20 protein-coding genes and 1 pseudogene are annotated in these 22,522 nt (G+C 47.1%); 1 reads left to right on the top strand and 20 read right to left on the bottom strand.

Annotation, left to right across the window (positions count from 1 at the left end; genetic code table 11):
* Positions 1-34: 34 nt before the first annotated feature.
* The 13 genes and pseudogenes from prfA to V2546_RS09555 all read right to left on the bottom strand — a co-directional run bounded on the left by prfA (position 35) and on the right by V2546_RS09555 (position 12,257).
* The gene (gene prfA, locus V2546_RS09610; protein ID WP_118530173.1) at positions 35-1,108 is read right to left on the bottom strand and encodes a peptide chain release factor 1; all 1,074 of its coding nucleotides are present in this window, start codon (positions 1,106-1,108) and stop codon (positions 35-37) included.
* Between the two features lie 12 nt (positions 1,109-1,120).
* Positions 1,121-2,296: a HemK/PrmC family methyltransferase gene (locus V2546_RS09605; protein WP_329752185.1), complete on the bottom strand. Its 1,176-nt coding sequence runs from the start codon at positions 2,294-2,296 to the stop codon at positions 1,121-1,123.
* Positions 2,293-3,294, bottom strand: a complete 1,002-nt coding sequence (locus V2546_RS09600; RefSeq protein WP_118530175.1) for a DUF1385 domain-containing protein — start codon at positions 3,292-3,294, stop codon at positions 2,293-2,295. The genes V2546_RS09605 and V2546_RS09600 overlap by 4 nt, the downstream gene beginning before the upstream one ends.
* 260 nt (positions 3,295-3,554) lie before the next feature.
* A complete protein-coding gene (gene rpmE / locus V2546_RS09595) occupies positions 3,555-3,764 on the bottom strand; it encodes a 50S ribosomal protein L31 (protein ID WP_015552500.1) in 210 nt (69 codons plus the stop codon).
* A 283-nt stretch (positions 3,765-4,047) separates the two neighbouring features.
* Positions 4,048-4,560 (bottom strand): hypothetical protein, encoded by a 513-nt coding sequence (locus V2546_RS09590; protein ID WP_215702139.1) that lies wholly within the window; start codon positions 4,558-4,560, stop codon positions 4,048-4,050.
* A gap of 35 nt (positions 4,561-4,595) precedes the next feature.
* Positions 4,596-5,711 (bottom strand): ABC transporter substrate-binding protein, encoded by a 1,116-nt coding sequence (locus V2546_RS09585; RefSeq protein WP_329752184.1) that lies wholly within the window; start codon positions 5,709-5,711, stop codon positions 4,596-4,598.
* Positions 5,712-5,765: 54 nt separating this feature from the next.
* Positions 5,766-6,713 (bottom strand): aldo/keto reductase, encoded by a 948-nt coding sequence (locus V2546_RS09580; RefSeq protein WP_118600147.1) that lies wholly within the window; start codon positions 6,711-6,713, stop codon positions 5,766-5,768.
* A complete protein-coding gene (locus V2546_RS09575; RefSeq protein WP_329752182.1) occupies positions 6,710-7,534 on the bottom strand; it encodes an ABC transporter ATP-binding protein in 825 nt (274 codons plus the stop codon). The genes V2546_RS09580 and V2546_RS09575 overlap by 4 nt, the downstream gene beginning before the upstream one ends.
* Positions 7,531-8,556 carry an iron ABC transporter permease gene (locus tag V2546_RS09570; protein WP_329752181.1) on the bottom strand — a complete coding sequence of 342 codons (1,026 nt, stop codon included), beginning with the start codon at positions 8,554-8,556 and terminating at the stop codon, positions 7,531-7,533. The genes V2546_RS09575 and V2546_RS09570 overlap by 4 nt, the downstream gene beginning before the upstream one ends.
* A gap of 218 nt (positions 8,557-8,774) precedes the next feature.
* The gene (locus V2546_RS09565; protein WP_329752180.1) at positions 8,775-9,668 is read right to left on the bottom strand and encodes a LysR family transcriptional regulator; all 894 of its coding nucleotides are present in this window, start codon (positions 9,666-9,668) and stop codon (positions 8,775-8,777) included.
* A gap of 170 nt (positions 9,669-9,838) precedes the next feature.
* Entirely contained in the window at positions 9,839-10,246 is a 408-nt protein-coding gene (locus tag V2546_RS09560; RefSeq protein ID WP_329752179.1) for a C-GCAxxG-C-C family (seleno)protein, read from the bottom strand.
* Positions 10,247-10,294: 48 nt separating this feature from the next.
* A pseudogene (gene tenpIN / locus V2546_RS15720) lies at positions 10,295-10,747 on the bottom strand (type III toxin-antitoxin system TenpIN family toxin); the annotation flags it as partial.
* Between the two features lie 328 nt (positions 10,748-11,075).
* Positions 11,076-12,257: an acyltransferase gene (locus V2546_RS09555; protein WP_329752178.1), complete on the bottom strand. Its 1,182-nt coding sequence runs from the start codon at positions 12,255-12,257 to the stop codon at positions 11,076-11,078.
* A 313-nt stretch (positions 12,258-12,570) separates the two neighbouring features.
* Between V2546_RS09555 and V2546_RS09550 the strand changes: the two genes are divergently transcribed.
* Positions 12,571-13,377 (top strand): TMEM164 family acyltransferase, encoded by an 807-nt coding sequence (locus V2546_RS09550; RefSeq protein ID WP_329752177.1) that lies wholly within the window; start codon positions 12,571-12,573, stop codon positions 13,375-13,377.
* Positions 13,378-13,512: 135 nt separating this feature from the next.
* Here V2546_RS09550 and V2546_RS09545 read toward each other — a convergent pair whose 3' ends face one another.
* From V2546_RS09545 to eno, 7 genes are all read right to left on the bottom strand, one after another.
* Positions 13,513-14,370 (bottom strand): MurR/RpiR family transcriptional regulator, encoded by an 858-nt coding sequence (locus tag V2546_RS09545; RefSeq protein ID WP_329752176.1) that lies wholly within the window; start codon positions 14,368-14,370, stop codon positions 13,513-13,515.
* A 58-nt stretch (positions 14,371-14,428) separates the two neighbouring features.
* On the bottom strand, positions 14,429-15,790 hold the full coding sequence (locus tag V2546_RS09540; protein WP_329752175.1) for a Na+/H+ antiporter NhaC family protein: 1,362 nt from the start codon (positions 15,788-15,790) through the stop codon (positions 14,429-14,431).
* A 14-nt stretch (positions 15,791-15,804) separates the two neighbouring features.
* Positions 15,805-16,359 (bottom strand): HD domain-containing protein, encoded by a 555-nt coding sequence (locus V2546_RS09535; RefSeq protein ID WP_118299025.1) that lies wholly within the window; start codon positions 16,357-16,359, stop codon positions 15,805-15,807.
* 2 nt (positions 16,360-16,361) lie between these two features.
* On the bottom strand, positions 16,362-17,366 hold the full coding sequence (locus V2546_RS09530) for a 4-hydroxy-2-oxovalerate aldolase (RefSeq protein ID WP_329752174.1): 1,005 nt from the start codon (positions 17,364-17,366) through the stop codon (positions 16,362-16,364).
* A gap of 13 nt (positions 17,367-17,379) precedes the next feature.
* Positions 17,380-18,567 carry a pyridoxal phosphate-dependent aminotransferase gene (locus V2546_RS09525; RefSeq protein ID WP_329752172.1) on the bottom strand — a complete coding sequence of 396 codons (1,188 nt, stop codon included), beginning with the start codon at positions 18,565-18,567 and terminating at the stop codon, positions 17,380-17,382.
* Positions 18,568-18,808: 241 nt separating this feature from the next.
* Positions 18,809-20,752 (bottom strand): subtype A tannase, encoded by a 1,944-nt coding sequence (locus tag V2546_RS09520; RefSeq protein WP_329752170.1) that lies wholly within the window; start codon positions 20,750-20,752, stop codon positions 18,809-18,811.
* A 383-nt stretch (positions 20,753-21,135) separates the two neighbouring features.
* Positions 21,136-22,431, bottom strand: coding sequence for a phosphopyruvate hydratase (gene eno / locus V2546_RS09515; RefSeq protein WP_117552670.1), 1,296 nt, complete (start codon positions 22,429-22,431; stop codon positions 21,136-21,138).
* Positions 22,432-22,522 lie beyond the last annotated feature (91 nt).

Raw genomic sequence — 22,522 nt, 5'->3', positions numbered from 1 at the left:
AAATGATCTGCTCTCGAAAGGTCTTTTTTATCTCTTAGTTCTCGCTCATCTTCGCAAGCTTCGCCGCCTGGTCAGCCGCGATCAGGCTGTCAATCAGCTCCTGGAGATCGCCGTCCATGATTGCGTCGATCTTGTAGAGTGTCAGCTTGATCCGGTGGTCGGTCACACGTCCCTGCGGGAAGTTGTAGGTACGGATCTTCTCGGAACGGTCGCCGGTACCGATCTGGCTGCGGCGCTCCTCCGCCTCCTCATTCTGGCGTCTCTCAAGCTCCATATCGTATAACTTGGAACGCAGTAAGCGGAATGCTTTCTCCTTGTTCTGCAGCTGGGACTTCTCCGTCTGGCTGTAGATCACGATTCCGGTCGGGATATGGGTCAGACGAACCGCAGAGTCTGTGGTGTTGACACACTGTCCGCCGTTACCGGACGCACGCATGACATCGATACGGATATCTTTGTCATCGATCACAACATCGAACTCCTCTGCCTCCGGCATGATTGCAACCGTCGCAGTGGACGTATGGATTCTTCCTCCGGACTCGGTCTCCGGGACACGCTGTACACGGTGAACACCGCTCTCGTATTTTAACTTGGAGTACGCGCCATGACCGGTGATCATGAACTCGACTTCCTTCATGCCGCCGATCCCGCTCTCGCTGACGTTGATCATCTCTGTCTTCCAGTGCTGGCTCTCCGCGTAATGCACATACATGCGGTATAACTCGGAAGCGAATAACGCTGCCTCGTCTCCGCCTGCACCGGCACGGATCTCAACAATAACGTTTTTCTCATCGTTCGGGTCCTTCGGGAGAAGCAGGATCTTTAACTCTTGTTCCAGCTCCTCGATCCTCTTCTTCGCGTCGGCAAGCTCTTCCTTCGCAAGTTCCTTCATCTCCTCGTCGCTCTCCTCGTCGAGAAGTGCCAGGCTGTCCTCGACATCCTGTTTCGCCTGCTTGTACTGCTTGTACGCATCAACGATCGGTGCCAGATCAGCCTGTTCTTTCATCAGCTTGCGGAATCTTCTCTGGTCCTCCGCCACCGACGGGTTGTTTAACTCCAGCATCAGTTCCTCATAATGCCGCAGCATATCATCCAAACGGTCAAACATTGATATACCTCCTCATACACCTGCAGCCTGCCAGGTTCCGCACACGACGCGGTCCTTTCCCGGCAGATCCTTGATCACTTTTGTATCCTGAAAACCATGGGCATCCAACAGTTCCTTCACTGCGGCTCCCTGGTCATATCCGATCTCAAAATATACATGTCCGCCCAGCGTCAGATGCTTTCCGCACTCTTCTGCCAGGATCCTGTAAAAATAAAGTCCGTCCGCGGTTCCGTCCAATGCGCCCCGCGGCTCATGGTCCCGCACTTCCGGTTCCAGCTCCTCGATCACAGCGCTGGGAATGTAGGGCGGGTTGGAGACGATCACATCGAACTTCTCCGACGGCTGGAATGCGCGGAACATGTCCGTACGGCGGAAATTTACTGTCTCCGAAGAGTTGCTTATATCTAATGCTCCAGATAACTTGGAATTTGCAAAATTATCATATTTATTTTGACTGTCTGATAAATTTTGCCAATTTTGTTCTGGAGTGTCAGCACAGTTTTTGACGCTGACCAGCTCAGTATCTCTGTCCATCCCTAAGATATCTTCCGCATTTTTCTTTGCGACCTTCAGCGCTTTCTCCGAAATATCCGCACCTTCCACATGCCGGTATCCACCGAGTTTTTTCAAGCTGATCGCAATGCACCCGGAGCCGGTACACATGTCAAGAATGGAACAATTCCTGTCTTTCTGCTCGTTCAATACAAGCTCCACCAGTGTCTCCGTATCCTGTCTCGGGATCAGCACATGCTCATTCACGAAAAATGAGAGTCCCATGAACTCCTGCTGTCCGATGATCTGCTGGAGCGGGATGTGGGATGCGCGCTTCTTTAACGCCGCGTCGTAGGCGTCCAGCTTCTGCTTCAGAGGATCCGGGTTCTCTTCTGAGCTATTTCCACATTTCACACGATCAGCACTATGTTCCGGCACACTTTTCCCCTGCGCTGCACGATCCGTGATCCGGTCTCTCGCACACATAAAGTACTGTGCCCTGGAGATCCCGAAGATCTGCTCAAACAGGTACCAGGAGTCGAGATCTGCCTCTGCGATCCCGGCGTCCTTTAAAACCTGCTTTCCGTAATTCAGGACATCAGCCCAGATTTTTAATGAATCTCGGGACGTCGCCAGGCTCTCGTTTTCTGCGGTCTGCCCACAGCTGTCCGCCATGTTTTTTATGTGCTCACTCATGCCGTGATCTCCTGCGCATTCTCTCCGCTCCGGCCTTCCTTTTCGAAGTATCCGTCCGGATACTGCTCCGGGAAATTCTCTTCCAGATATTTCTTCCAGTCAAACACTGCCTCCACCGCAGCGATCGCCACCTCGATCATCGAATCGTCCGGCTCCTTCGTCGTAAGTCCCTGCATCCACATGCCCGGGCGGCTGACGATGTCCATGATCTTCGAGTTGCTCGTTCCCGCAAGGCGGAGAACCTCATAGGAAACGCCTGCGATCACCGGGATCAGAACGATACGGCTGACGATGCGCAGCCAGATCGTGTCCACGCGGATCACCATGAAAAACAGGATACTGATCACCATGACGATCAGAAGGAAGCTCGTTCCGCAGCGCTTGTGCTCCTTGGAGCTCTTTCTGACGTTTTCCACGTTGAGCACGAGTCCATGCTCCAGACAGTTGATGCATTTATGTTCTGACCCGTGGTACATGAACGTCCGCTTGATGTCATTCATCCGGGAGATCACTTTGATATATGTGATAAAGATCCCGATCCGGATACAGCCCTCAAGGATTGCCATCACAGTCTCAGAGTGGATAAATTTCCGGAAAATCCCCGCGATCAGGAGCGGAAGCACCATAAAGATCGCAATCGCCATCAGGACGGAGAATACCATCACCGCCGACATGACGATGTTGTCCACTTTTTCGCCAAATGTATCGATTAAAAATTTCTCGAACTTTCCCGGTTCCTCATCTTCCTCGTCGTCCTCAAAAAAGCTGGCCGACCAAGTCAGCGATCTCATTCCCAGGATCATGGAGTCCGCGAAATTAAAGATTCCTCTCACAAACGGCAGGGAGAAAAACTTTACTTTTTCAGTCATACTCACATAGGTATCTTTTTTTACGACGATCTCACCATCCGGCTTTCTGACAGCCGTGGCATAATTGTCCTTATTCTTCATCATGATACCTTCTAATACTGCCTGTCCCCCGATACCGGAATATTTCAAGATTTTACCTCCATATATGTCTCATAGTGTCATACCAGAATCGCTCCGCACTGCGTGCTCCCACGATTCTCCACAAACATTCACAATCCGCTCATTTTTCTTACGAAAAATGGCTGCTTGTTCATGTTTGTGCGGGAATCAAAGATAAAAAATCCCCTGCAAGCAAGCTTGCGTTGATTTTTTCTCCTTGATTCCCTGTATGACAAAAAAGGCTGAGTTTTCAGAGTTATCCAAAAGCTCAACCTTTCACTAATCAAACCTTATTTGTCTGTTTTCATACCATACTTACGGTTGAACATCTCGATACGTCCGCGAGCGGAAGCAGCCTTCTGCTGACCAGTATAGAATGAATGGCATTTGGAACAGATTTCTACGTGAATGTCTTTCTTGGTAGAACCAGTTACAAATTCATTACCGCAGTTGCAAACGACCTTGGCCTGATAGTAATTTGGGTGGATTCCCTGTTTCATGATTTTCACCTCTTTATAATTTTTGGTACATGACTGACAGTCACGTTACGTTAATAAAATGATACAGCTTTTCAGCCATATATCCTGTTCCGCCAGAACAGCTTAATAATTATAGCATATACATATTGCTAATGCAAGTGTATTTTTTCCTGTTTTTTGCGATTTGTGCAGGTTATCCACAATTGTTCTCACGCCGTTCTGCTTTTTCCCCATTATCTCCCCGTAAAACAGGTTAAGACCGACCGCGGGCAGAGTTTTCCACCGGCAGCCAGCCTTTGCCTTCCTATAAAATCACTGCGTCATAAACCTCTTCCGGCTTTGCATCAAGAAGACGTTTTGCCATATCCCGCTTCATCTGTGCCAGGATCACCTCTTCTTCCTCGGTGCGGTTTGGTTTTCTTGCCATCTCAATAAAATCCTGACGTACAAAACCCGGGCGAATGGTGACAACCACCGTCTTTCCTCTGTAGCTGAACCGGAAATAATATCTTCCATGGGGGCTTTCCAGAATGCCTGCTGCCTCCGGCAGATCTTTGTCCACATGGATCTGTCCGTCAGTAACGCAGCGGGTCACCATCTCGAAAGCATCCCGTCCTCCAGGACCCGGAAATGCGGTAACGAGCTCGATTTCCCTGCGCTCCAGAAGTTTTCCGTCATCAAGCAGCGGAAACGCTCTCTGCATGACCTGAAACGCGTGTGCTACACCGCCCGGATATCCTACTCCGTGATACTTTAACAGGTCCTCAAAGCTGAATTCAAGTTTCTGTCCCTTTTCAAGCACTGTAATCTTTTCCATTTTTATTTCTCCTTTTTCTTAAGATTCCTCATGTATTATTCCTGTCTGTTGTCCAGAATTTCAGAGACCTGTTCATCTGTCAACTCATACTGATAAACAAGCTCGAAGAATTCCTTCACTTCCTCTTTCATGTCCATATTAGCGAAAATATCCGGGTACTGGATCTTTGCAGCCCACTTGACCATGAGCGGTGTCTCCACACCTGCCGGATCCCAACGGTAAGCGCCGATCGGGATTTTATAGACCTGATGATTCTTCACTGCATTGATAACGGACCAGTCTCTTCCATCCTGTTTATTCTCAAGAAGATCAGACGGCATCAGATCTGAATGGTTTCCAATATAGATAATATCCGGATTCCATAAAAGCATCTGCTCCATATCAACCTCTGCCATTTTTCCCGTCAGATCTTCTGCCGGATTTTTAGCTCCGCTCGGAATCATCCAGTGGTCATACTGTTTTACGGACACATTCATATCACTGTAAAGCTCAACGACTGTCGGTTTGTCCTCTTCTGGCACATCGGCAAGGCATGAGGTGACCTCCTCGATTCCCTCGTCAATATACTGCACCAGCTGCTTTCCGCGCTCTTCTTTCTGGCAAACAGCTGCAATGATCTGAAGATTTTCTTTTACACTGTCCAGTTCCGCACTTCGAAGTGCCACAACTTTAAGTCCCGCGTTTTCCATCTTCTCGATTTCCTTGTCATTCGTCGAATAGATGAATACAACATCCGGGCGCAGTTTCAGGAGTTCCTCAACATTTACGGTGGAATCCTTTGTGCACCAGTCTGTCTCTGCATTTTCCAGCTGCGGGTACATGTCCTTCAGCACGCTTTCATTGTACGCTGTGATGGAAGATGGGTTGCAGCCGACGATATTGTCCGTTGCGCCCTCGATCGCATAGTAGATGGACGGGAACGGCTTGCCGACTGTGGCAACACGCTCCGGAACCGCGTCAAATTCGATCTCCTTTCCGCGCACATCTGTGACTGTATAGCTTCCGCTCTCCGTCTCAGCTGCCGCTTCTGTCTGCGTCTCAGGAACTGTTGTCGCAGCCGCCTCCGTACTCTGGCTGGCATTGTTTCCGCTGCAGGCAGTCAGCACAAACGCAGCAGCTCCCGCTAAAACGAATCCCATCATTTTTCTCATGTCTTTATTCCTCCGTTAGTTTTCTAAATTTATAATGCTATATGAATACCTTATTTAAACACTTAAAGGATAAACCTCCATCAGATCTGCCGCCTCTTCCCGCAGGATATACGGTCTCTGGCGCAATCCTTTTCCAGTGTCGATCCGCTCTTTAAGAGAAGTACCTCTAATTCTCTCTTTCAGACATGTCTGCACTTTTTTCAGTTCCGCCTCACTGTAAGGCGCTTCTTCCAGAACAGATAATGCCTCATCGATCTGTTCCTTTGAATTAAAGGTTCCCAGAACGGAATGTACCCATGGGATCGACAGCACATAGCTGTAAGCCGCCTGCACGAGACTCTGATCTTCCCGGATCCGTATCGCGTCAAAAATATGGGAATATTTCAGAATATCTCCCGTTGCCAGCGGATTCATGGCTATGGTTCCCGCCCCGCTTTCCCATGTTGCTTTCAGTCCGTCCGCCCGGTACGCGCTGTTGACCACATTGAACCCCTGCACACTGTAGTCAAAGGGATACTCTTTTACGATCGGTTCGAGTTCCTGATTTTTCATATGCGCGGAGATCGCGATATGTTTTATCAATCCCTCTTCTCTGGCCCTCTCCATCTCTTTGAGTGCTCCATATGCCTTCGCGCCGCTCCATTCTACGCCGCTTTTAACGCCCCAGAGGCAGGTAAACGCATCGATGCTGTCCACACCAAGCCGTTTCAGGGAATTTTCCAGATCCCGTCTAAATGTTTCATGATCTCCTGCATGTGTCTTTGACATGATGAAGAACGGGCGGCCTTCCTTTTTCATTTCTTTTACCGCCTCTCCCAGTATCAGTTCCGAATATCCTTCCCCGTAGGTGACGGATGTCTCAAAAAAATTGATTCCTTTTTTATAGGCATATAAGAAGTTTTGAACATGTTTGTCCATATCTGCCGGATCGTTCAGATGATGGGTCCCCATGGAAATTCTGGACACGGAAATTCCTGAACGTCCTAAAACTGTATACTTCATTTTTCTCTCCTCTCTTCCTCATCTTCCCGGTCATTGTCAGTGATCCGGTAAGGTGCGATCGTTCGGTAGGTTCTTCCTTCCGCTGAAAAATCCAGAATTCTGGCATGCGTCTGGAAAAATTCTTCCACATTGTTTTCGGTAATGATCTCCGCCGTGTCTCCAAACTTCTGCCGATAATTTTGTCCCAGCAGCAACGTCTTATCTGACAGCTGCAGCGCATGGGCCGGGAAATGTGTGTTGATGATGCAGGCCGTATTCTTTTCCTGATTGATATACGAGATCGCGTCCAAAACCCGCAGCTGGTTCTTCATGTCCAGATTTGACTCCGGCTCATCTAAGATCAGAAGTTTCGGTCCTGAGACCAATGCCCGCGCAAGCATTACCATCTGCAGCTCGCCGCCGGACAGTTCGTTGCAGTACCTCCCAGCAAGTTTTCCGACACCCAGTTCCTTTAGCATCTCATTAGCCCGGTCAAAATGATCTTTTTTCGGGGTATAGAAGAAACTGTTCTCTTTGTCGAGCCCCATGACGACCATTTCCAGAACTCCATAGGAGAATGCGCTCCGTTTTGCCTGCGGCACATAGCTGATCTGTTTCCAGAGTTCTTTATCGGAATATGCGTTTAAATTCTTCTCAAGGATCCGCGCCTCTCCCCTGTTCCATGACAGAAAACCCATGATGCATTTTAGAAGAGTCGTTTTTCCCACACCGTTCGGACCTAAGATCGTCATGATCTTCTGCTCCTCCAGGCAGAATGAGATATTCCTCAAGATTTCCCTTTGTCTATAAGAAAAACTGCCATTTTTTACTTCCAGTATCATTCCCTGCCTCCTGACGTTTTTCTGAGGATCACGGCAAAAAATGGAGCGCCGACCATCGCTGTCAGAATGGATAGCGGAACCTCTCCCGCTGTTGCCGCCCTGGCTGCCGTATCGATCAACAGCAGGTAGATCGAACCCATAAGAGCACTTGCCGGAATCAGTGTCCGGTGGTCATTTCCGATCAGAAGTCGCGCAATATGGGGAATCACCAGCCCGATCCATCCGATGATGCCGCAGACGGACACGGTGACCGCAGTCATGATCGTCGCGATCAGGATCACGACGAGACGAAGCTTTTTGACGTTGATTCCTAAAGATCTGGCTTCCTCCTGTTCCAGTGAAAGCAGGTTCATCTTCCAGCGAAGGATCATGGCCACTGCCAGACACGGAATCTCAATTGCTGCGCAGAGCAGGACATCCCTGTATGAGACATTTGCCAGACTTCCCATCAGCCACATGGTGATCGTCGGAAGCTTGTCCTCCGGATCCGCGATGTACTTGATAAAAGAAACCAGCGCATCAAACATGGACTTCACAATAACGCCCGACAGCACCAGCACGAACAGTTCGCTGCGCCTCTTGATGCGTGACAGGTTCAGAACGACCACCACTGCCAGAAGGCCGCAGCCGAGTGCAGTAACCTGTGTGGCAGCCATGCCGCACGATAACAGGATCGCCAATGCCGCGCCAAATCCAGCTCCCGAAGAAACTCCGAGAATATCCGGGCTTACGAGCGGATTTCCGAAAACGGCCTGATAAATCGCGCCGGAAACAGAAAGCCCGGCTCCCACCAGAATTCCCATAAGGATTCTCGGAAGACGGATACTCAGTATCACACTTGACTCGTATACATCCATTCCATCGGTCTTTCCGACGAACGATCTCCCTATAATTTCGAATGCCCGAAATGGACTGATCGGATAGCGTCCTACACAGATCAGCACCAGAAACAGGGCGATCAGAGCGATGATCATGATGAACATCGCCGGTCTTTTTTTATTTTCCAGAATTCCTCGATCCATTGTTGTCTCCTTACACATGGCTCATTGGTTAGTTATAGCTAATTAGATGTGACTAACTATACATCATTTTCTGAATTTTGTAAAATAAATTAAATTGTTCATTTATAAATAAAAGCTATGATATATAAAAAATGAGCCCCGGCACATTCTCACGCCGAGCGTGGTCGCTTACGACAATCTACATCTTTGCGCGAGTGCGCATCAAAAAAGACGGCCCGCTATCGGACCGCCCCGTAAAATTTCATGATTCCTTTTATAAACTGCTGCACTTCTTCCTGCTTCCAGCTATCTTTTGTCCAGGCAATGCAGATTGGAACAGACTTATCGCCTTCCAGCTGTTTTCCAACGATTCCATCATTCTGACGGATTGCCTCCGCCGGAAAGTACCCTGTCGCCATATTTGCGGCGATCATCTGAAGCGCCGTGCTCTGCTGATCGTATCTCCATAAGACCTGAGGCCCCTCCTCATAACCTGCCTGTAAGAACAGCTGCCGTAATGCCTCTGTCTTGTGATGATCGTGTTTTGTGGATACCATCTTCTCTTTCGCAATCATCGGTACTGTGATCCGCTCTTCGTGTGCCAGCGCATGATTTTTCGAGACACAGTACAGCATTTCTGTAGTCTTAAGTTCCGCCCATTCCAAATCATTTTCCATTGGATCTCCACCGTGATTCAGGACCAGAACGGCATCCAGCTTCTTGTCCCGCAGTTTCTCGATCAGTTCTGATGTAGAATCCACGGTCACTTTTATCTCCACATTCTGATGCTTTTCGGCCTCATTTGAAAAATACTCCATGTAGACAGCAGAACCCGCAGATTTTGTCAATCCGATCCGCAGATTTCTCGTAAGTTTTACCATATTATGTACCTGGTCATCGAATTCCTTCGCGTGATCCAGCATCTGGGACGCATATTGGTAAAATCCTTCCCCCGCCTTCGTGAGTCGGATACTTTTTCCTTCCTTATCCACCAGGCGGACCGCATATTCCTTCTCCAGTTCACGGATCGCAGCCGTGACCGCGGGCTGCGTCACGAAAGATTTTTTTGCGGCCTGCGTAATGCTGTGGCATTCGCAGACCATGCAGTAGTATTTCAGTTGTTGTAATGTCATTTTTTCACCATGTATTGATTGATTAGAACTATAAATGTTTAAGCTATGCGGTTAGTTTTTGCTAACTGTATGTATTATACTACATGGCTTTTGGAGTTGCAAGTCTCTGGACTACTCTCACAGTTTATCGACTCTATTCCGCCGTTCACATTCCTTTGATTTTCTCAATTTTATTTTTTTGCAACATGCGTATTGTAAAACTCCTCAAACACGTCCGCCGCCAGACAGACTGTCTCTAGACAGCGCACATCGTCTTTCTTATAGATCTTTACCAGCTCTGAGCAGTCTGTGTTTCCAAGCTTCTTTCGGAATTCATCTACAAGGTCCGCGCATGTATCCTTAAAACCATCGGTTGCATGGGCACGGGTCTTTACCGTCAGCCGTCCCAGCGCTGCCATTGCGCCGCATAATGCACCGCAGGATGATCCGCATCCCATGCCGCCGCCAAACGCACTGACCAGCTTGAAATCATCTTCCGTAAGACCGATCCCGTATTCCTCGTCAATACATCTTAAGATCGTCTCCGCACAATTGTAATCCTGTTCCAGATAGTATTTTTTTACGTTATCTCTCAGCATATCCTCTTCCTCCGGTTCTTTTTTCTGACTAAGTCCCAATTCTCTCTTAAAGTATTTTAATGATGAAAAATGATATCGACGTTCAAATTCTCTTTCATGAAGCTTTTTTATTCCTTTTATATGTTCGACATAATCATCAATAAATTTTATCACAGAATCTATTATCTTTCCAATATTATATATAACTTCTTTGTATTCGTCCTGATCAACAACAGTGCTATCCTCGTTTATAAATTCTTGATTGGTGACAATTACCACCTTTGTAAAATCCAGCCCAGAATGATACTTCCTCGATCTTTCTGATGTTTGGAAATGATACGCATATTTATGACGTATTTCAGTCCGAAACGGTACACATATCAAGTATCCATGTTGTTTAACAAGAAGACATGAATATGGTCTATCCTCTTTACTTAGAATTTCCTCATACATTTTAGATGGATACCTCTGATAAAATTTTTTGCTTAATTTCTTTATACAAAATTCAATTGATTTATTCATGGTAAGAATCCCCTAAGAAAAATAGACTGGTATAGAAAAGGGAGGATTTCTCCTCCCTCAAAGATTCTTCGCTCGGTCACTTTTTATTTTACCGACGAGTCGGAACCGTCACTCGTCTCATCGCTCGGTCACTTTTTATTTTACCGACGAGTCAGAACCGTCACTCGTCTCATCTGCGAAGGAAAGATTAACTCTTTCACTGATAGTATAGTGGATTTCTTATCGAAATACTATTAGCATTTTTTACAAAAAAGAACGTTTGAATTTTACGTGCTGCTGTTCATGCGGTACACCGACAGTAACGAATTTTCTGTGGTTCTTCTTCCCCCTATCCTTCCAACTTCCGCCCACCTGACAGCACTCTCCACACCCCCGGCAGGAATCGTACGAGGAATTTTGCAAGGATGTAAGAGACAATAACTGCAATTGCCGGAAGCAGGAAATAGACGACCAGGGAGATTCCGGCGGCTGTTGTCGTGCCTGCAAGACTTCTCGTCACGACGGCTGTTCCTTTGTTTACGAATCGTACGACGATGAAGTGAATCGCATAGAGGAACATACTCTGGCGCATCCATGGACGGATCTTCGGAAGGCGCACTCCACAGGCAAACGCCCAACAGGTCATCGGCACAGCCATACGGTAAAAGCAGGTCCAGAGGACGGCCGCTTCAGGTGCCATCATCCTCCTGTAACAGAATACAGAGATCATGACTCCCGCCAGGCCTTCTGCAAAACAGCGCCTTCTCACATGAGCCGGGATGACACTGGCTGTATTTCCATCTTTGTCCTCTGGGGCAGCTTTCTTTTCTCTCGTTCCATGATTTGCCTTCCAACCGGCTGCCTCTTCCTCCATGCTTCTCTCCACCAGCCCTCGGCGATGAACCGCAAAGTATGCGGCAACCGAATAGTAAAGCAGGGCGTCCGTATTCGGATGGCGCATATCCAGGTGGAGATGCACCGCAAACACAAGTCCCACGATCCAGAAAAGACCGATCGCCCGATTCTTAACAAGTGCGTAGATCATCGGTGACACGATGATCAGGAAAATCAGCTGATAAAGATACCAGAAGATTGGCGCATACGCATACTGTGAGACCGCCCGCCAGATTTCCTGCACGGAAAATGGAATAATGTCACGTCCGACCACAGATCGTATGGCGAGAAACCGGGATGCTGCCATATAACCCAGATAGTAGATGAGATTCCATACTACATAAGGGATCAGGACGCTGAATACCCGGCTCTTCCATTTTCCGACTATCTTGTCCCAAGAAAAATTCCGGAAAAACAGGTAGGAGGACAGCAGGAAAAAGCCCGGAACGGCGATCTGTCCCAGTCCCACCGACACGAAATTTTCGATCCGGTCCGCAAGACTCCATATCCCATCCTGCGCCCCGCCGGAAAACAGATCCACATTATAAGAGTGGACCCATATCACAAATATGCTGAATAGAAACATCAGCCATGATATCTGATCATGAAACCGTCTTTCTCCGCTGCCTGTCACCATACGCACTCCCCGCAGTTTTCTTTTATCTTATCATATCCCATCTGACATTTCCAGTAAGTGTTCAGTCATTCCATGTATTTGCTCCGCAGACCGGAGGAAAATACATAATGACCGTTTTGACAATGTCCTGTGCATGGCAGTATTCCATTTGACATAACCAGAAATCCGCACTAATATTTAGCTCAGTACAGGTGCTTTAAAACACAACACCGCGCTTTCCATCTTACAGCGTATTTTAACTTTGTATACACTCCGGCATACAATATTTTTCTTTACCTGCGAATTTTAACTTTGAAAGAAGGTTTCTTTGTTTATGTACGCTTTTTTCGAATCCATCCTGCGCGTGACCGCATGGCCGATGACGCCCCCGGCGCCCTATTCCGCCTTTCATATTCTCCTGACACTGTTCGGCGCAGGACCTGTGGTCTTTTTTGCCCGGATCTTCAGCAAAAAAATACGGTCCACATCAGCTCCCGAACCGTATTTTCGCCGTATTCTCTTTTCCTGCGGGGTGCTCCTCGCACTCATGGAGCTCTATAAGCAGGCATTTTTATATGTCATCGAGTTTGACAGCCACTTCGACTGGTGGTACTTTCCATTCCAGCTCTGCAGCGTCCCCATGTACATCTGTCTTGCTGCACCGCTCCTTCACTCCGAAAAAACACTTCGCCGCGCCGCCACCTTCCTTCAGGATTTCGGGCTGTTGGGCGGAATCATGGCCCTGGCTGTGCCGCCAGGACTCATGCATCCGTACTGGACGATGACGCTCCATGGCTTCCTCTGGCATTTTATTCTGCTCTTCCTTGGACTTTTATCCTGTATGTCAGGCATCGCCGGACATGAACGGCGGGATTATATGGATATTCTTCCGTTCTTTTTCCTGTGCTGTGTAATTGCCTGTGTGATCAACATCGACGCAGGTCCCACCGCTGACGCTGACATGTTCTACATATCCCCATTTCATCCGTCCTCGCAGCCGGTTTTCCACGAGATCGCGTGTACGGCTGGTATCTTCTGGGGAAATCTGCTGTATGTCGTATCGATGACTGTTGGCGCTTTCCTGTTTCATATTATCGCAAAATATTTTTCTGGTTTATTCCAGTTACACGCCAACAAGTGAAAACACGCTTCGCAAGTTTCCCCTTGTTATCGCGACAGTCGCTAAGGTCTCGCGCAAGCGCAGACTTTGGCTCGTTGTTCGCGTAAAAAAACAGCTCCCGGTACTCAGATTAACTCGTATACCGGGAGCTGTTTTTTAGTACAGTTTAAATTCTTCCATAAGCATATCCAGCTTCTGAACTCGGTTATTATTCTTAATATCTGCTCTTCCACTGATCGCCAACAGAATGACTTCTGTGACACTCAATGGCACCACGTATGAATTCGCAAAACCGAGGCCTGTTACATTCGATTCTATAACATAATCTGCTTTCGATGCCAACGGGCTCGTTAAACGATCTGTAAACAGAAGAATTTTAGCCTTTCTTTCTCTCGCCAGATCCATAAGCGGCTCACATAACTCAGAATATCTCGGAAAGCTGTACAATATCAGGCAGTCATCTTCACCAATATCATAAAGTCTCTCCATTGCGGTCGCATCCGCGTGGGTAATCGGAATCACATTCGGCAAAAGAAGTGTCAGTTTACTTGTCATATACTCTACACAACTCACTGTTCCCCTAAAACCGACCACGTATTTTCTCTTGCTCTCCGTAATCAGATCCGCAATCATATGGATCGTCTCATTATCCAGCTTTGACAAGCTCTTCTCTAGATTCTCCATCGTTCTCTGCATGACATCATGAATCAGGCTTTCCTGCTGCAGGGATTCCTTGGTACTGGCAAACTTTTCACTCAGAGACAAACCATTCTTATCCCGGCTGTATTCCATAGCGATCCGTTTCCCCATTTCCTGGCGAAACTCTGCATATCCGCGAAAACCAAGTTTCCGTATAAAACGGATAATTGACGTATCACTGATTCCGATCTCTATCGAAAGTGAAGTTAATGTCTGAAATCCCATAGAGTCCATATGTTCTAAAATATAATCAGCAATTCTGCGATCCGTCTTCGTAAGCTGCATGCTCTGGATCTTCTTTGTCAAATCTTCCATATTCATTCCACCTTGTATCATCTGCTTTTAAGATAACACAATCGGTGAAACCCGTCAATCATTCTCCCTGCTTTTCAAACTTACGTCCAATACCGGTAATTGCGCTTCCGACGTAAAGAATGATCAATCCATAACTGTGGAAACAGTACGGAAGTACTTCTTTGAATGAGAAGCTGCTTGCCACTGCACCAGATGCCATTGCAAGGCTCATGCATAACAGGAAGGAGGAGTTATACGGTACGATTCCGCCAAACGCTGTGCTGAGACCATCTGCGATATTGGCACCTCTTGTTCTGGCAATGTTAAACTTCTTTGTGAGCTGTCTTACAAACGGTCCTACGATGATGATGTTCGCAGTACTTGCCGCAATCGCGATCATTCCAAAAATTGTCATTCCGCAGCATGCAAGTTCGGCTTTCTGCGGTGTATCACATTTCTTATGAATGCCGTTAATTAAAGAATCAAACGCTCCTGAACGCTTTGTAATCTCAAGGACTGCGAATAATACGATACAGAACAGAATCAGGCCGGACATACCGGAGATACCTGCTACCACTGGACCATCGGCGGAAACCATTGTGCTGAACGGAATCAGTCCAAGTGCAAGGTTTAAAATGATTCCGAGCATATTACAGATCAGCATTGTGGAAACAAGCCCCACACCTTTTGTCATAAGAACTGCCATAATAACCGGGAGAATCAGTAATACAAGTGAAGGAGCTTTGGATGCGTCAACCTGGTTCATTACCGTCTCTGTATTTAATGTCTTAAATCCAAAGTAGATATATAACAGACTTGCCGCAACTCCACTGATAATGGAATACGGAAGTCTTGTTCTCACTACGCTTGAAACATCTGTCTCCTGAGTCATGGCAGATGCAATCGTTGTGTCAGAGATCGGTGCCAGATTATCTCCAAAAATACTGCCGCTCATAATCGCTCCAACAATAATTCCAGGATTGCATCCCATGCTTACTGCTAACGGGACCATGATCGGCGTAACTGCCGCACATGTTCCTCCTGTAGTTCCGCATGCAGTTGAAATCAGTACACAGGTAATAAAGGTAATCAGTGGAAGGAAATTTGCATTCAGATGCATCTGGGAAGACAGCCAGATCAGTCCCTGGATCAATCCGCTCTGTCTGAGAAGCTGAGAAAGAATTCCTGCCATCAAAAATGCTACTGTCATCGTTGCGAGCATATGGTCGCCTACACCATCGATTACTGCAGCGTCAAATGCCTTTTTATTTTTACTCAAAAGAAATCCTATACAAATTGCCACAAAAGCACCTGCCGCAAAAACAGTCAATGAAATATGTCCTGTCATCGCCGCTGTTACCATAACAATAACAAATGTGACCATTGGAAGCCACGCTCCCAACATTCCACCATGAAAATACAATTTCTCATTACCTTCCATTTGTGCTTCCCCCTTTATTTCGAATATTTACATGTCATCTCCCAGTCACAAAGATCCGCATAACCAAACAAGATTCCTTCACGGAACGCCGGTTTCATGTTCTGATCATGAGTATGCGTAATGATTAAATGGATCATATCCATGTCAAATCCAGCTTCCCTTGCCCACATTGCACTCAAAACACCATGCTGAATCTTCTTTGCGAGATCACTCTTCACCAATTCTCCATTTTCGTTGTATTCATACTCCACAACTTTATCTACATCATGCAGAAGTCCGAATACCAGAAGTCTCTGTTCATCGCACTCGACATCATGATATTTTTTTATAATACGGTTTATTGCCAACGCACATTCTACCGCAGAATTCACATGAGAGATCAATGTGATCCGATCCATTCCCTCTTTGAATTTTGCCTGATCAATGGAGTCCCAAGGACTCATTTCCAATGCTTTGAGCCATACATCCACAACTGCTGCCGCTGTCTTTTGATCTTTAACTTCTTTGATTGCAGGAAGATATTGTGCTAAAAAATTGATTTTTTCTTCAGCATTTTTAAATTCCATCATTTTTATTCCTCCATCTTTTGCAGTCCTGACGCAATTTTTTCTATTAATTCTACATCTGGATTTTTCTTATTCAGTGCCGATACTTCACATATAAGACGGAACAGATCCACCTGATACTCTTCAGCGGTCTTTTTAAATATTTTTAGGAAACTGGAATGACATCCTGAATAACCAAGAACGAGTTCCAAGGGCGTAATTGCAGCCTTATATCCATGCTTTGCCATCTCCGGAATCAACTCACGGTCCAGAAAATTTAACAATCCATAAAAATCCACTTCTGTGACTATTCCCTTCTGACCAAGTGCGGCTACAACCAGTTCTGTTGGAATATTTCCGGCACTCCGTGCCATTCCCAAAAGACCGCAGTCAATAATATCAACACCTGCATCACTCGTCGCCAGAGCATTTGCCAGTGCCAGTCCCAAGTTATTATGTCCGTGAAATCCAACTGGAATATGTACTTTTTCTTTCATCGCAGCAACATATTCTCTTGCCTGTTCCGGCTGCATAAATCCGGCCGAATCCATGATCGTGATTTCATCTACTCCCATATTTTCCAATATCTCAGCCTCTTTTGCAAGTTCCTCCGGCGTTGATAAATATGCTTTCATGAGTGAATAAAATGATTTTATTCCACTGTCTTTTACCGATCGGATCACGCGTTCCGAGATCTTATAGTCACCTGCGTCTGCACCGACTCGCAAAAAGGAAAGTCCATGATCTGCAGCTTTTTTTGCGCTGTCCGGTAAAAATCTTTTCGCATTATAAAACATACCGATCTCAGCTTTCCCGATAAGCGGTGAAGCAAGTTCCAGATACTCGTCATCTGTAAGTGGCGCCACAGCTCCGCTCACCTCATACGCGCCAATTCCTTTTGCATTGCCATATTCGATAATGCTGACCCCATTATTTACAAGTCCTCTAAGCATCATTTCTGTCAATTCCCTTGGAAAACCATTCCCCAGGACATTGGCTCCATCACGCAGCGTACAGTCCATAATTTTCATGATATTTCCTCCGTCATTTTAACTTTTTTAATGCATCCTCAATTCTGTCTAATCCTCTCATCAAATTTTCCATTGAATTTGAATATGAAAGCCTTAAATTCTTTGGCGCCAGGAATCCGTCACCCGGAACGACTGCAACCTGAGCTTCCTCGAGAAGATATCCCGCCATCTCAACGGAATTCGTAATAGTCTGCCCCTTATTTGTTTTTCCATAGTATGCAGATACATCTGGCATAAGGTAAAATGCACCGCATGAATTTTCGCAGGTAATTCCTTCTATCTGATTTAAGCGCTCGTACATAGCCTGCCGTCTCTTATCGAATTCCTGCCGCATTGTCTCCACAGACTCCTGCGGACCTATCAGCGCCTCAAGTGCTGCTTTCTGTGCAATAGAATTTGTTGCTGAAGTCATATGTCCCTGGAGTCCCGACGCTTTTTTTGCAATTACTTTAGGTGCTGCAAGATATCCGATTCTCCATCCTGTCATTGCATACGATTTTGATACTCCGTTGATCGTGATCACATGTTCCCAAGCATCCTGCGATAAAGCCGCCGGGCTGATATGTTTCGCATCTTCATATATAAGTTTCTCATACACTTCATCAGAGATGATCATTATGTCATATTTTATTGCCAGCGCTGCCAATTTTTCCAGCTCCTGCTTTGTATACACAACTCCTGTCGGATTATTCGGGGTGTTGATAATGATCGCCTTTGTCTTATCATTGATCTTTTCTTCAATTTTCGGAATATCCAGATGGAAATCTTCTTTTGTCGGCACTGTTACTGCCGCTCCCCCGGCAATTTCCACCATTGATTCATAACTGACCCAGCATGGAATCGGTATGATCACTTCATCGCCTTCATCCACCAGAATGAGAAGTGCATTCATGATCGCCTGTTTTGCACCGGTTGAAACACAGATATTTTCGGCCGAATACTCAATTCCATTATCTTTTTTCAATTTTTGACAAATAGCTTTTCTGAGATCCGGGATACCTGGGACTGCAGTGTATCTGGTAAAGCCATTATCAATAGCTTCCTTGGCTGCGTCTCGAATATTCTGGGGTGTACCGAAATCCGGTTCACCAATATTCATTTTTACAATGTCCATGCCGTTCTGAAGCATTTGAGCCACTTTGGCATTTAATTCAACCGTAACTGATGGCTGAATTCTATTTGCCCTTTTGCTGAGTTTCATAAAATACCCCCTTTGTTATTTTTTGTTGAAGAATTTAATTCTTTTATATACTTATTTTGTTGTTTTATATTCCATATATTATCACGTAGTTGTACTTACGTCAACATTTTTTGATGTTTTTGTTGTTTTTTCTTCTCCGAGCCCTGCACAAAAAATAAAGATATAAACTCGCCGTTAAAAAGCTGATTTCCATCTGCTTTTCCTTAGCTCGTCTATATCCTTATTTTCTATCATCAGTTCTTTATTTCAGGCACTTATTGACCCACTCAATAAAGTTCGTCGTAAAGTCCCCGGTGCTCTCTGCCATCGTATGACCTTCGCCCCAGATCGTCGCAAAATCCACATCCGCGCCATAATTTTTCAACGCCAGCGCCAGATTTACTTCTGTTGTGAGAGAAATGTCGCTCTGGGCGATTCCGGTGCGGATACGCCAGTGATCGGCAACCGTAGATTTCTGATAACCATCATAATAACCCGAGAGGTAATAAAGCGGATTGTACATGTTTCCCCTCTCAGTCACCGTCTTTCCCTCAGAATCTGTCTTCTCCATTGCCTCCGCGAACGCCGCGCCGTAGGTCTCGTCGTCCTTTAAGAGTTCTGCCAGTGTGGCATCAAAGTGGGAAGTTGTACCGTCACCATATCCAAATAATGTATTTTCTGCCTGACTCTCATCTAAAGCATCGAATGCACCGATTCCCTTGGAAGCGCGTTTGCATGCGTTTGTGAAATCCGCGATGCTGGTGATCGTTGCCGTATTGGCCGCACTGTCATAATTGACCCATGTTCCATCCGCGTTCAAAGCATCGATGTAATCCTGTGCTGTCTCATAGGTGCCGGAAAGTGTCACGCCTCCGGTAGCGAGATTCCGGTCAACACCGTCCATGGCGTAAAAGTCAGGAGCTCCATTTCCCGCGTCTGGAGCTGCATCACCGTTCGGTGCCTTGTCACCCTGCGGTGCTGCTTTATCATCCGGTTTCTCCGACGGTTTATCTGCCGGGGCATTTCCATCGTTCTCCGGGGCAGCTTTCACCGAATCATCTGTGGTTTTATTGTCACCTTTATTTGCGCCAGGATCGCCCTGTCCAGGGGTTCCATCCGGCTTCTGTCCGCCCTGATCTATTCCACCGTCACGAGGTCCTTTCTTCGTCTCCACCGTGTACGGGAATGTGGTATCTTTCAGAAAGTTGTTCAGAGACGTCTCCACAACCCCTTTCAGATATTCATAGTAAGTGCCGGACTGGTAGACTCCATCCTCAGACTCTGTCAAAGTCAGCTCATTTCCGGAAGCATCCTTCAGTCCCAGCTCATTGATATACGTTGCAAATGCCTCTGCCATTCCATTTGACAATGTCTGTTCCTGTTCTGTAAGGTCTGTTCGCGTGTTTCCAAGATTCCACTCATACGCCTCGTCCGCGTAATCGAGTTCCGTGATCGGACACCAGCACATGGAGCCGGTCACCGCATCACTGACGCCGGAGACCGCGCCGATGGCTGTCAGATATGGCTCGTAATCTTCGCTGTCACCGGTTGCTCCCAGAAGTGCGCTCTGGCCTCCTCCACCACTCATGCCGAAGGAAAATACCCGGTCTACATCTCCCGGGATCACGCCGTCATTATACCGGATATACCGGATTGCAGCCTTCAGATCCGTCACTCCCGCCGGTGCGCCTGCGTCGCGTCCGCGGCAGCCTGCTGCCACATAGATAAATCCGGCGCTCGTGTAAGATACGGAATCTGTCACATAGTCTGTCGGCGCTTCCATTGCGGAATATCCAGGCGTATTGACCGGAATCACGATGGGCGCAGAGTCCGCCGTATATCCTTGGACAGCCGCCTGGTTATTAATCTCACAGGTGAATGTTCCGTCCCCGTTGTCCTTCGCGTTCATGTATGCCGCCGGAATAAAGATTCCAAGTGTCTCATAATTTTCATCTGCCGGATTCTCACAGTAGGAGATTCCTGTCTGCCAGTATATCTTATCATCAGAATTATACTGCCATTTCGTGGAGTCGATCTGCGGCAGCGATGTCACCGCCGTCTCCCCGGCACGCTCCGTCTCCGCCTGACTTGTCTCTGCTTCCGTCTGCGCCGCGCTGCTCCCGATTTCTGCCGCACTGTTGCTGCATCCGGAAAGTATAAGCGCCGCTGCCAAAAATAACCCGATCCGCCTTCCAACCTTCATCATAACCGTTTCTCTCCGTTTCCTTTCCATTTATAACACATCGTCACTGTCTATTTTATAGATTAGGAAACTTTTGTGAAAAGCCTGTGAAAATATTGTGTTAATTTTTAGAAGAATTGTGTCTTTTTTGCAGCAGCGGATATCATAAAAGTCTCCAATAGCCCTATCGGACCATTAGAGACTTGCCGCGTGATTCTGGTCAGCGAAGCTGACATGTTCTTGTCCGAATCACCGCGCACCCTCGCAGAGCGTTTATTCTTTCAATAATACAATGGATCAGACCATAAAAAGACCCCCAATAGCCTCATCAGCCGTCGGGGATCTCTTCGTGCAATCATACCTTAAGTTTTAGTTGGAGAATATCTATTTTATATTATAAATCTGTCTTAGTTTACATGAAACGCATCCATTCCCGGATATACCCCATTCTCTCCGAGTTCTTCCTCGATTCTGAGAAGCTGGTTATACTTCGCGACACGCTCGGATCTGGACGGGGCACCCGTCTTGATCTGGCAGGTGTTGAGGGCTACGGCGAGGTCTGCAATAGTCGTATCTGCGGTCTCACCGGAACGATGGGATGAGATTGCTGTGTAGCCGGCACGGTGCGCCATCTTGATCGCCTCCAATGTCTCAGATACGGAACCGATCTGATTTAACTTGATCAGGATGGAGTTTGCGCAGCCGAGCTTGATCCCTTTGGAAAGTCTCTCTGTGTTTGTTACAAAAAGGTCATCACCGACTAGCTGTACCTTCGTTCCAAGCTCTGCGGTCAGCTTTTTCCATCCTTCCCAGTCTTCCTCATCAAGGGCATCCTCGATGGAAATGATCGGATATTTCTCAACAAGCTTTTTCCAGTGCTCGATGAGCTGCTCGGAAGTATAGACAGTTCCTGCCTTGGGGAGCTTGTACTCGCCGGTTTTTCCTGTCTTCCACTCAGAGGACGCCGCGTCCATAGCGATCCTGAAGTCACGGCCCGGCTCATATCCGGCTTTCTTTACTGCCTCGAGGATCGTCTCGATCGCTTCCTCATCAGACTTCAATGCCGGAGCAAAGCCACCCTCATCTCCAACGGAGGTTGCAAGTCCGCGTTCTTTTAAGATCGCAGCCAGTGCATGGAACACTTCTGCGCACCATCTTAAGCACTCCTTGAAGGACGGAGCTCCGACCGGCATGATCATAAATTCCTGAACATCAAGACCGGAGGAAAGTGCATGGCAGCCGCCGTTGATAATGTTCATCATCGGAACCGGAAGACGGTTTCCACCTATGCCACCGAGGAACCTGTATAACGGAATATCCAAGGAGATGGCTGCGGCACGCGCGCAGGCGATGGATACCGCAAGGATCGCATTTGCTCCAAGTTTTGACTTGTCCTTTGTTCCGTCAGCCTTGATCATCGCGCGGTCAACTGCATAAATATCGGACGCGTCCAGGCCTGTCAGGGTCTCATTAATAATTGTATTGATATTTTCAACAGCCTTTGTCACACCTTTTCCGCCATAACGTGCCTGATCTCCGTCTCTTAATTCCAGCGCCTCGAACTCGCCGGTAGATGCACCACTCGGCGCGGTTCCTCTCCCGATGGTTCCGTCTGCCAGATATACTTCTGCCTCAACCGTGGGATTTCCACGGGAATCTAAGATCTCTCTTCCAATGACTTTCTCAATTTCCAGATAATTCATCATCATAAGCTCCTTTCGAGTATCAACGCCAATTACTCTCCCACCCGGATCAGGCAGGAAAAACGACGTGATCTATTGATCTGTCCACCTG

This window comes from Clostridium sp. CM74B_53, from assembly GCF_036318045.1.
Lineage (GTDB): Bacteria > Bacillota > Clostridia > Lachnospirales > Lachnospiraceae > Pilosibacter.
This window is presented reverse-complemented; position numbering and strand designations above follow the sequence as displayed.

Coding starts and splice junctions, on each gene's coding strand:
- prfA (WP_118530173.1), bottom strand. CDS start 1,108: ATGTTTGACCGTTTGGATGATATGCTGCGGCATTATGAGGAACTGATG.
- V2546_RS09605 (WP_329752185.1), bottom strand. CDS start 2,296: ATGAGTGAGCACATAAAAAACATGGCGGACAGCTGTGGGCAGACCGCA.
- rpmE (WP_015552500.1), bottom strand. CDS start 3,764: ATGAAACAGGGAATCCACCCAAATTACTATCAGGCCAAGGTCGTTTGC.
- V2546_RS09590 (WP_215702139.1), bottom strand. CDS start 4,560: ATGGAAAAGATTACAGTGCTTGAAAAGGGACAGAAACTTGAATTCAGC.
- V2546_RS09585 (WP_329752184.1), bottom strand. CDS start 5,711: ATGAGAAAAATGATGGGATTCGTTTTAGCGGGAGCTGCTGCGTTTGTG.
- V2546_RS09580 (WP_118600147.1), bottom strand. CDS start 6,713: ATGAAGTATACAGTTTTAGGACGTTCAGGAATTTCCGTGTCCAGAATT.
- V2546_RS09575 (WP_329752182.1), bottom strand. CDS start 7,534: ATGATACTGGAAGTAAAAAATGGCAGTTTTTCTTATAGACAAAGGGAA.
- V2546_RS09570 (WP_329752181.1), bottom strand. CDS start 8,556: ATGGATCGAGGAATTCTGGAAAATAAAAAAAGACCGGCGATGTTCATC.
- V2546_RS09565 (WP_329752180.1), bottom strand. CDS start 9,668: ATGACATTACAACAACTGAAATACTACTGCATGGTCTGCGAATGCCAC.
- V2546_RS09560 (WP_329752179.1), bottom strand. CDS start 10,246: ATGCTGAGAGATAACGTAAAAAAATACTATCTGGAACAGGATTACAAT.
- V2546_RS09555 (WP_329752178.1), bottom strand. CDS start 12,257: ATGGTGACAGGCAGCGGAGAAAGACGGTTTCATGATCAGATATCATGG.
- V2546_RS09550 (WP_329752177.1), top strand. CDS start 12,571: ATGTACGCTTTTTTCGAATCCATCCTGCGCGTGACCGCATGGCCGATG.
- V2546_RS09545 (WP_329752176.1), bottom strand. CDS start 14,370: ATGGAAGATTTGACAAAGAAGATCCAGAGCATGCAGCTTACGAAGACG.
- V2546_RS09540 (WP_329752175.1), bottom strand. CDS start 15,790: ATGGAAGGTAATGAGAAATTGTATTTTCATGGTGGAATGTTGGGAGCG.
- V2546_RS09535 (WP_118299025.1), bottom strand. CDS start 16,359: ATGATGGAATTTAAAAATGCTGAAGAAAAAATCAATTTTTTAGCACAA.
- V2546_RS09530 (WP_329752174.1), bottom strand. CDS start 17,366: ATGAAAATTATGGACTGTACGCTGCGTGATGGAGCCAATGTCCTGGGG.
- V2546_RS09525 (WP_329752172.1), bottom strand. CDS start 18,567: ATGAAACTCAGCAAAAGGGCAAATAGAATTCAGCCATCAGTTACGGTT.
- V2546_RS09520 (WP_329752170.1), bottom strand. CDS start 20,752: ATGATGAAGGTTGGAAGGCGGATCGGGTTATTTTTGGCAGCGGCGCTT.
- eno (WP_117552670.1), bottom strand. CDS start 22,431: ATGAATTATCTGGAAATTGAGAAAGTCATTGGAAGAGAGATCTTAGAT.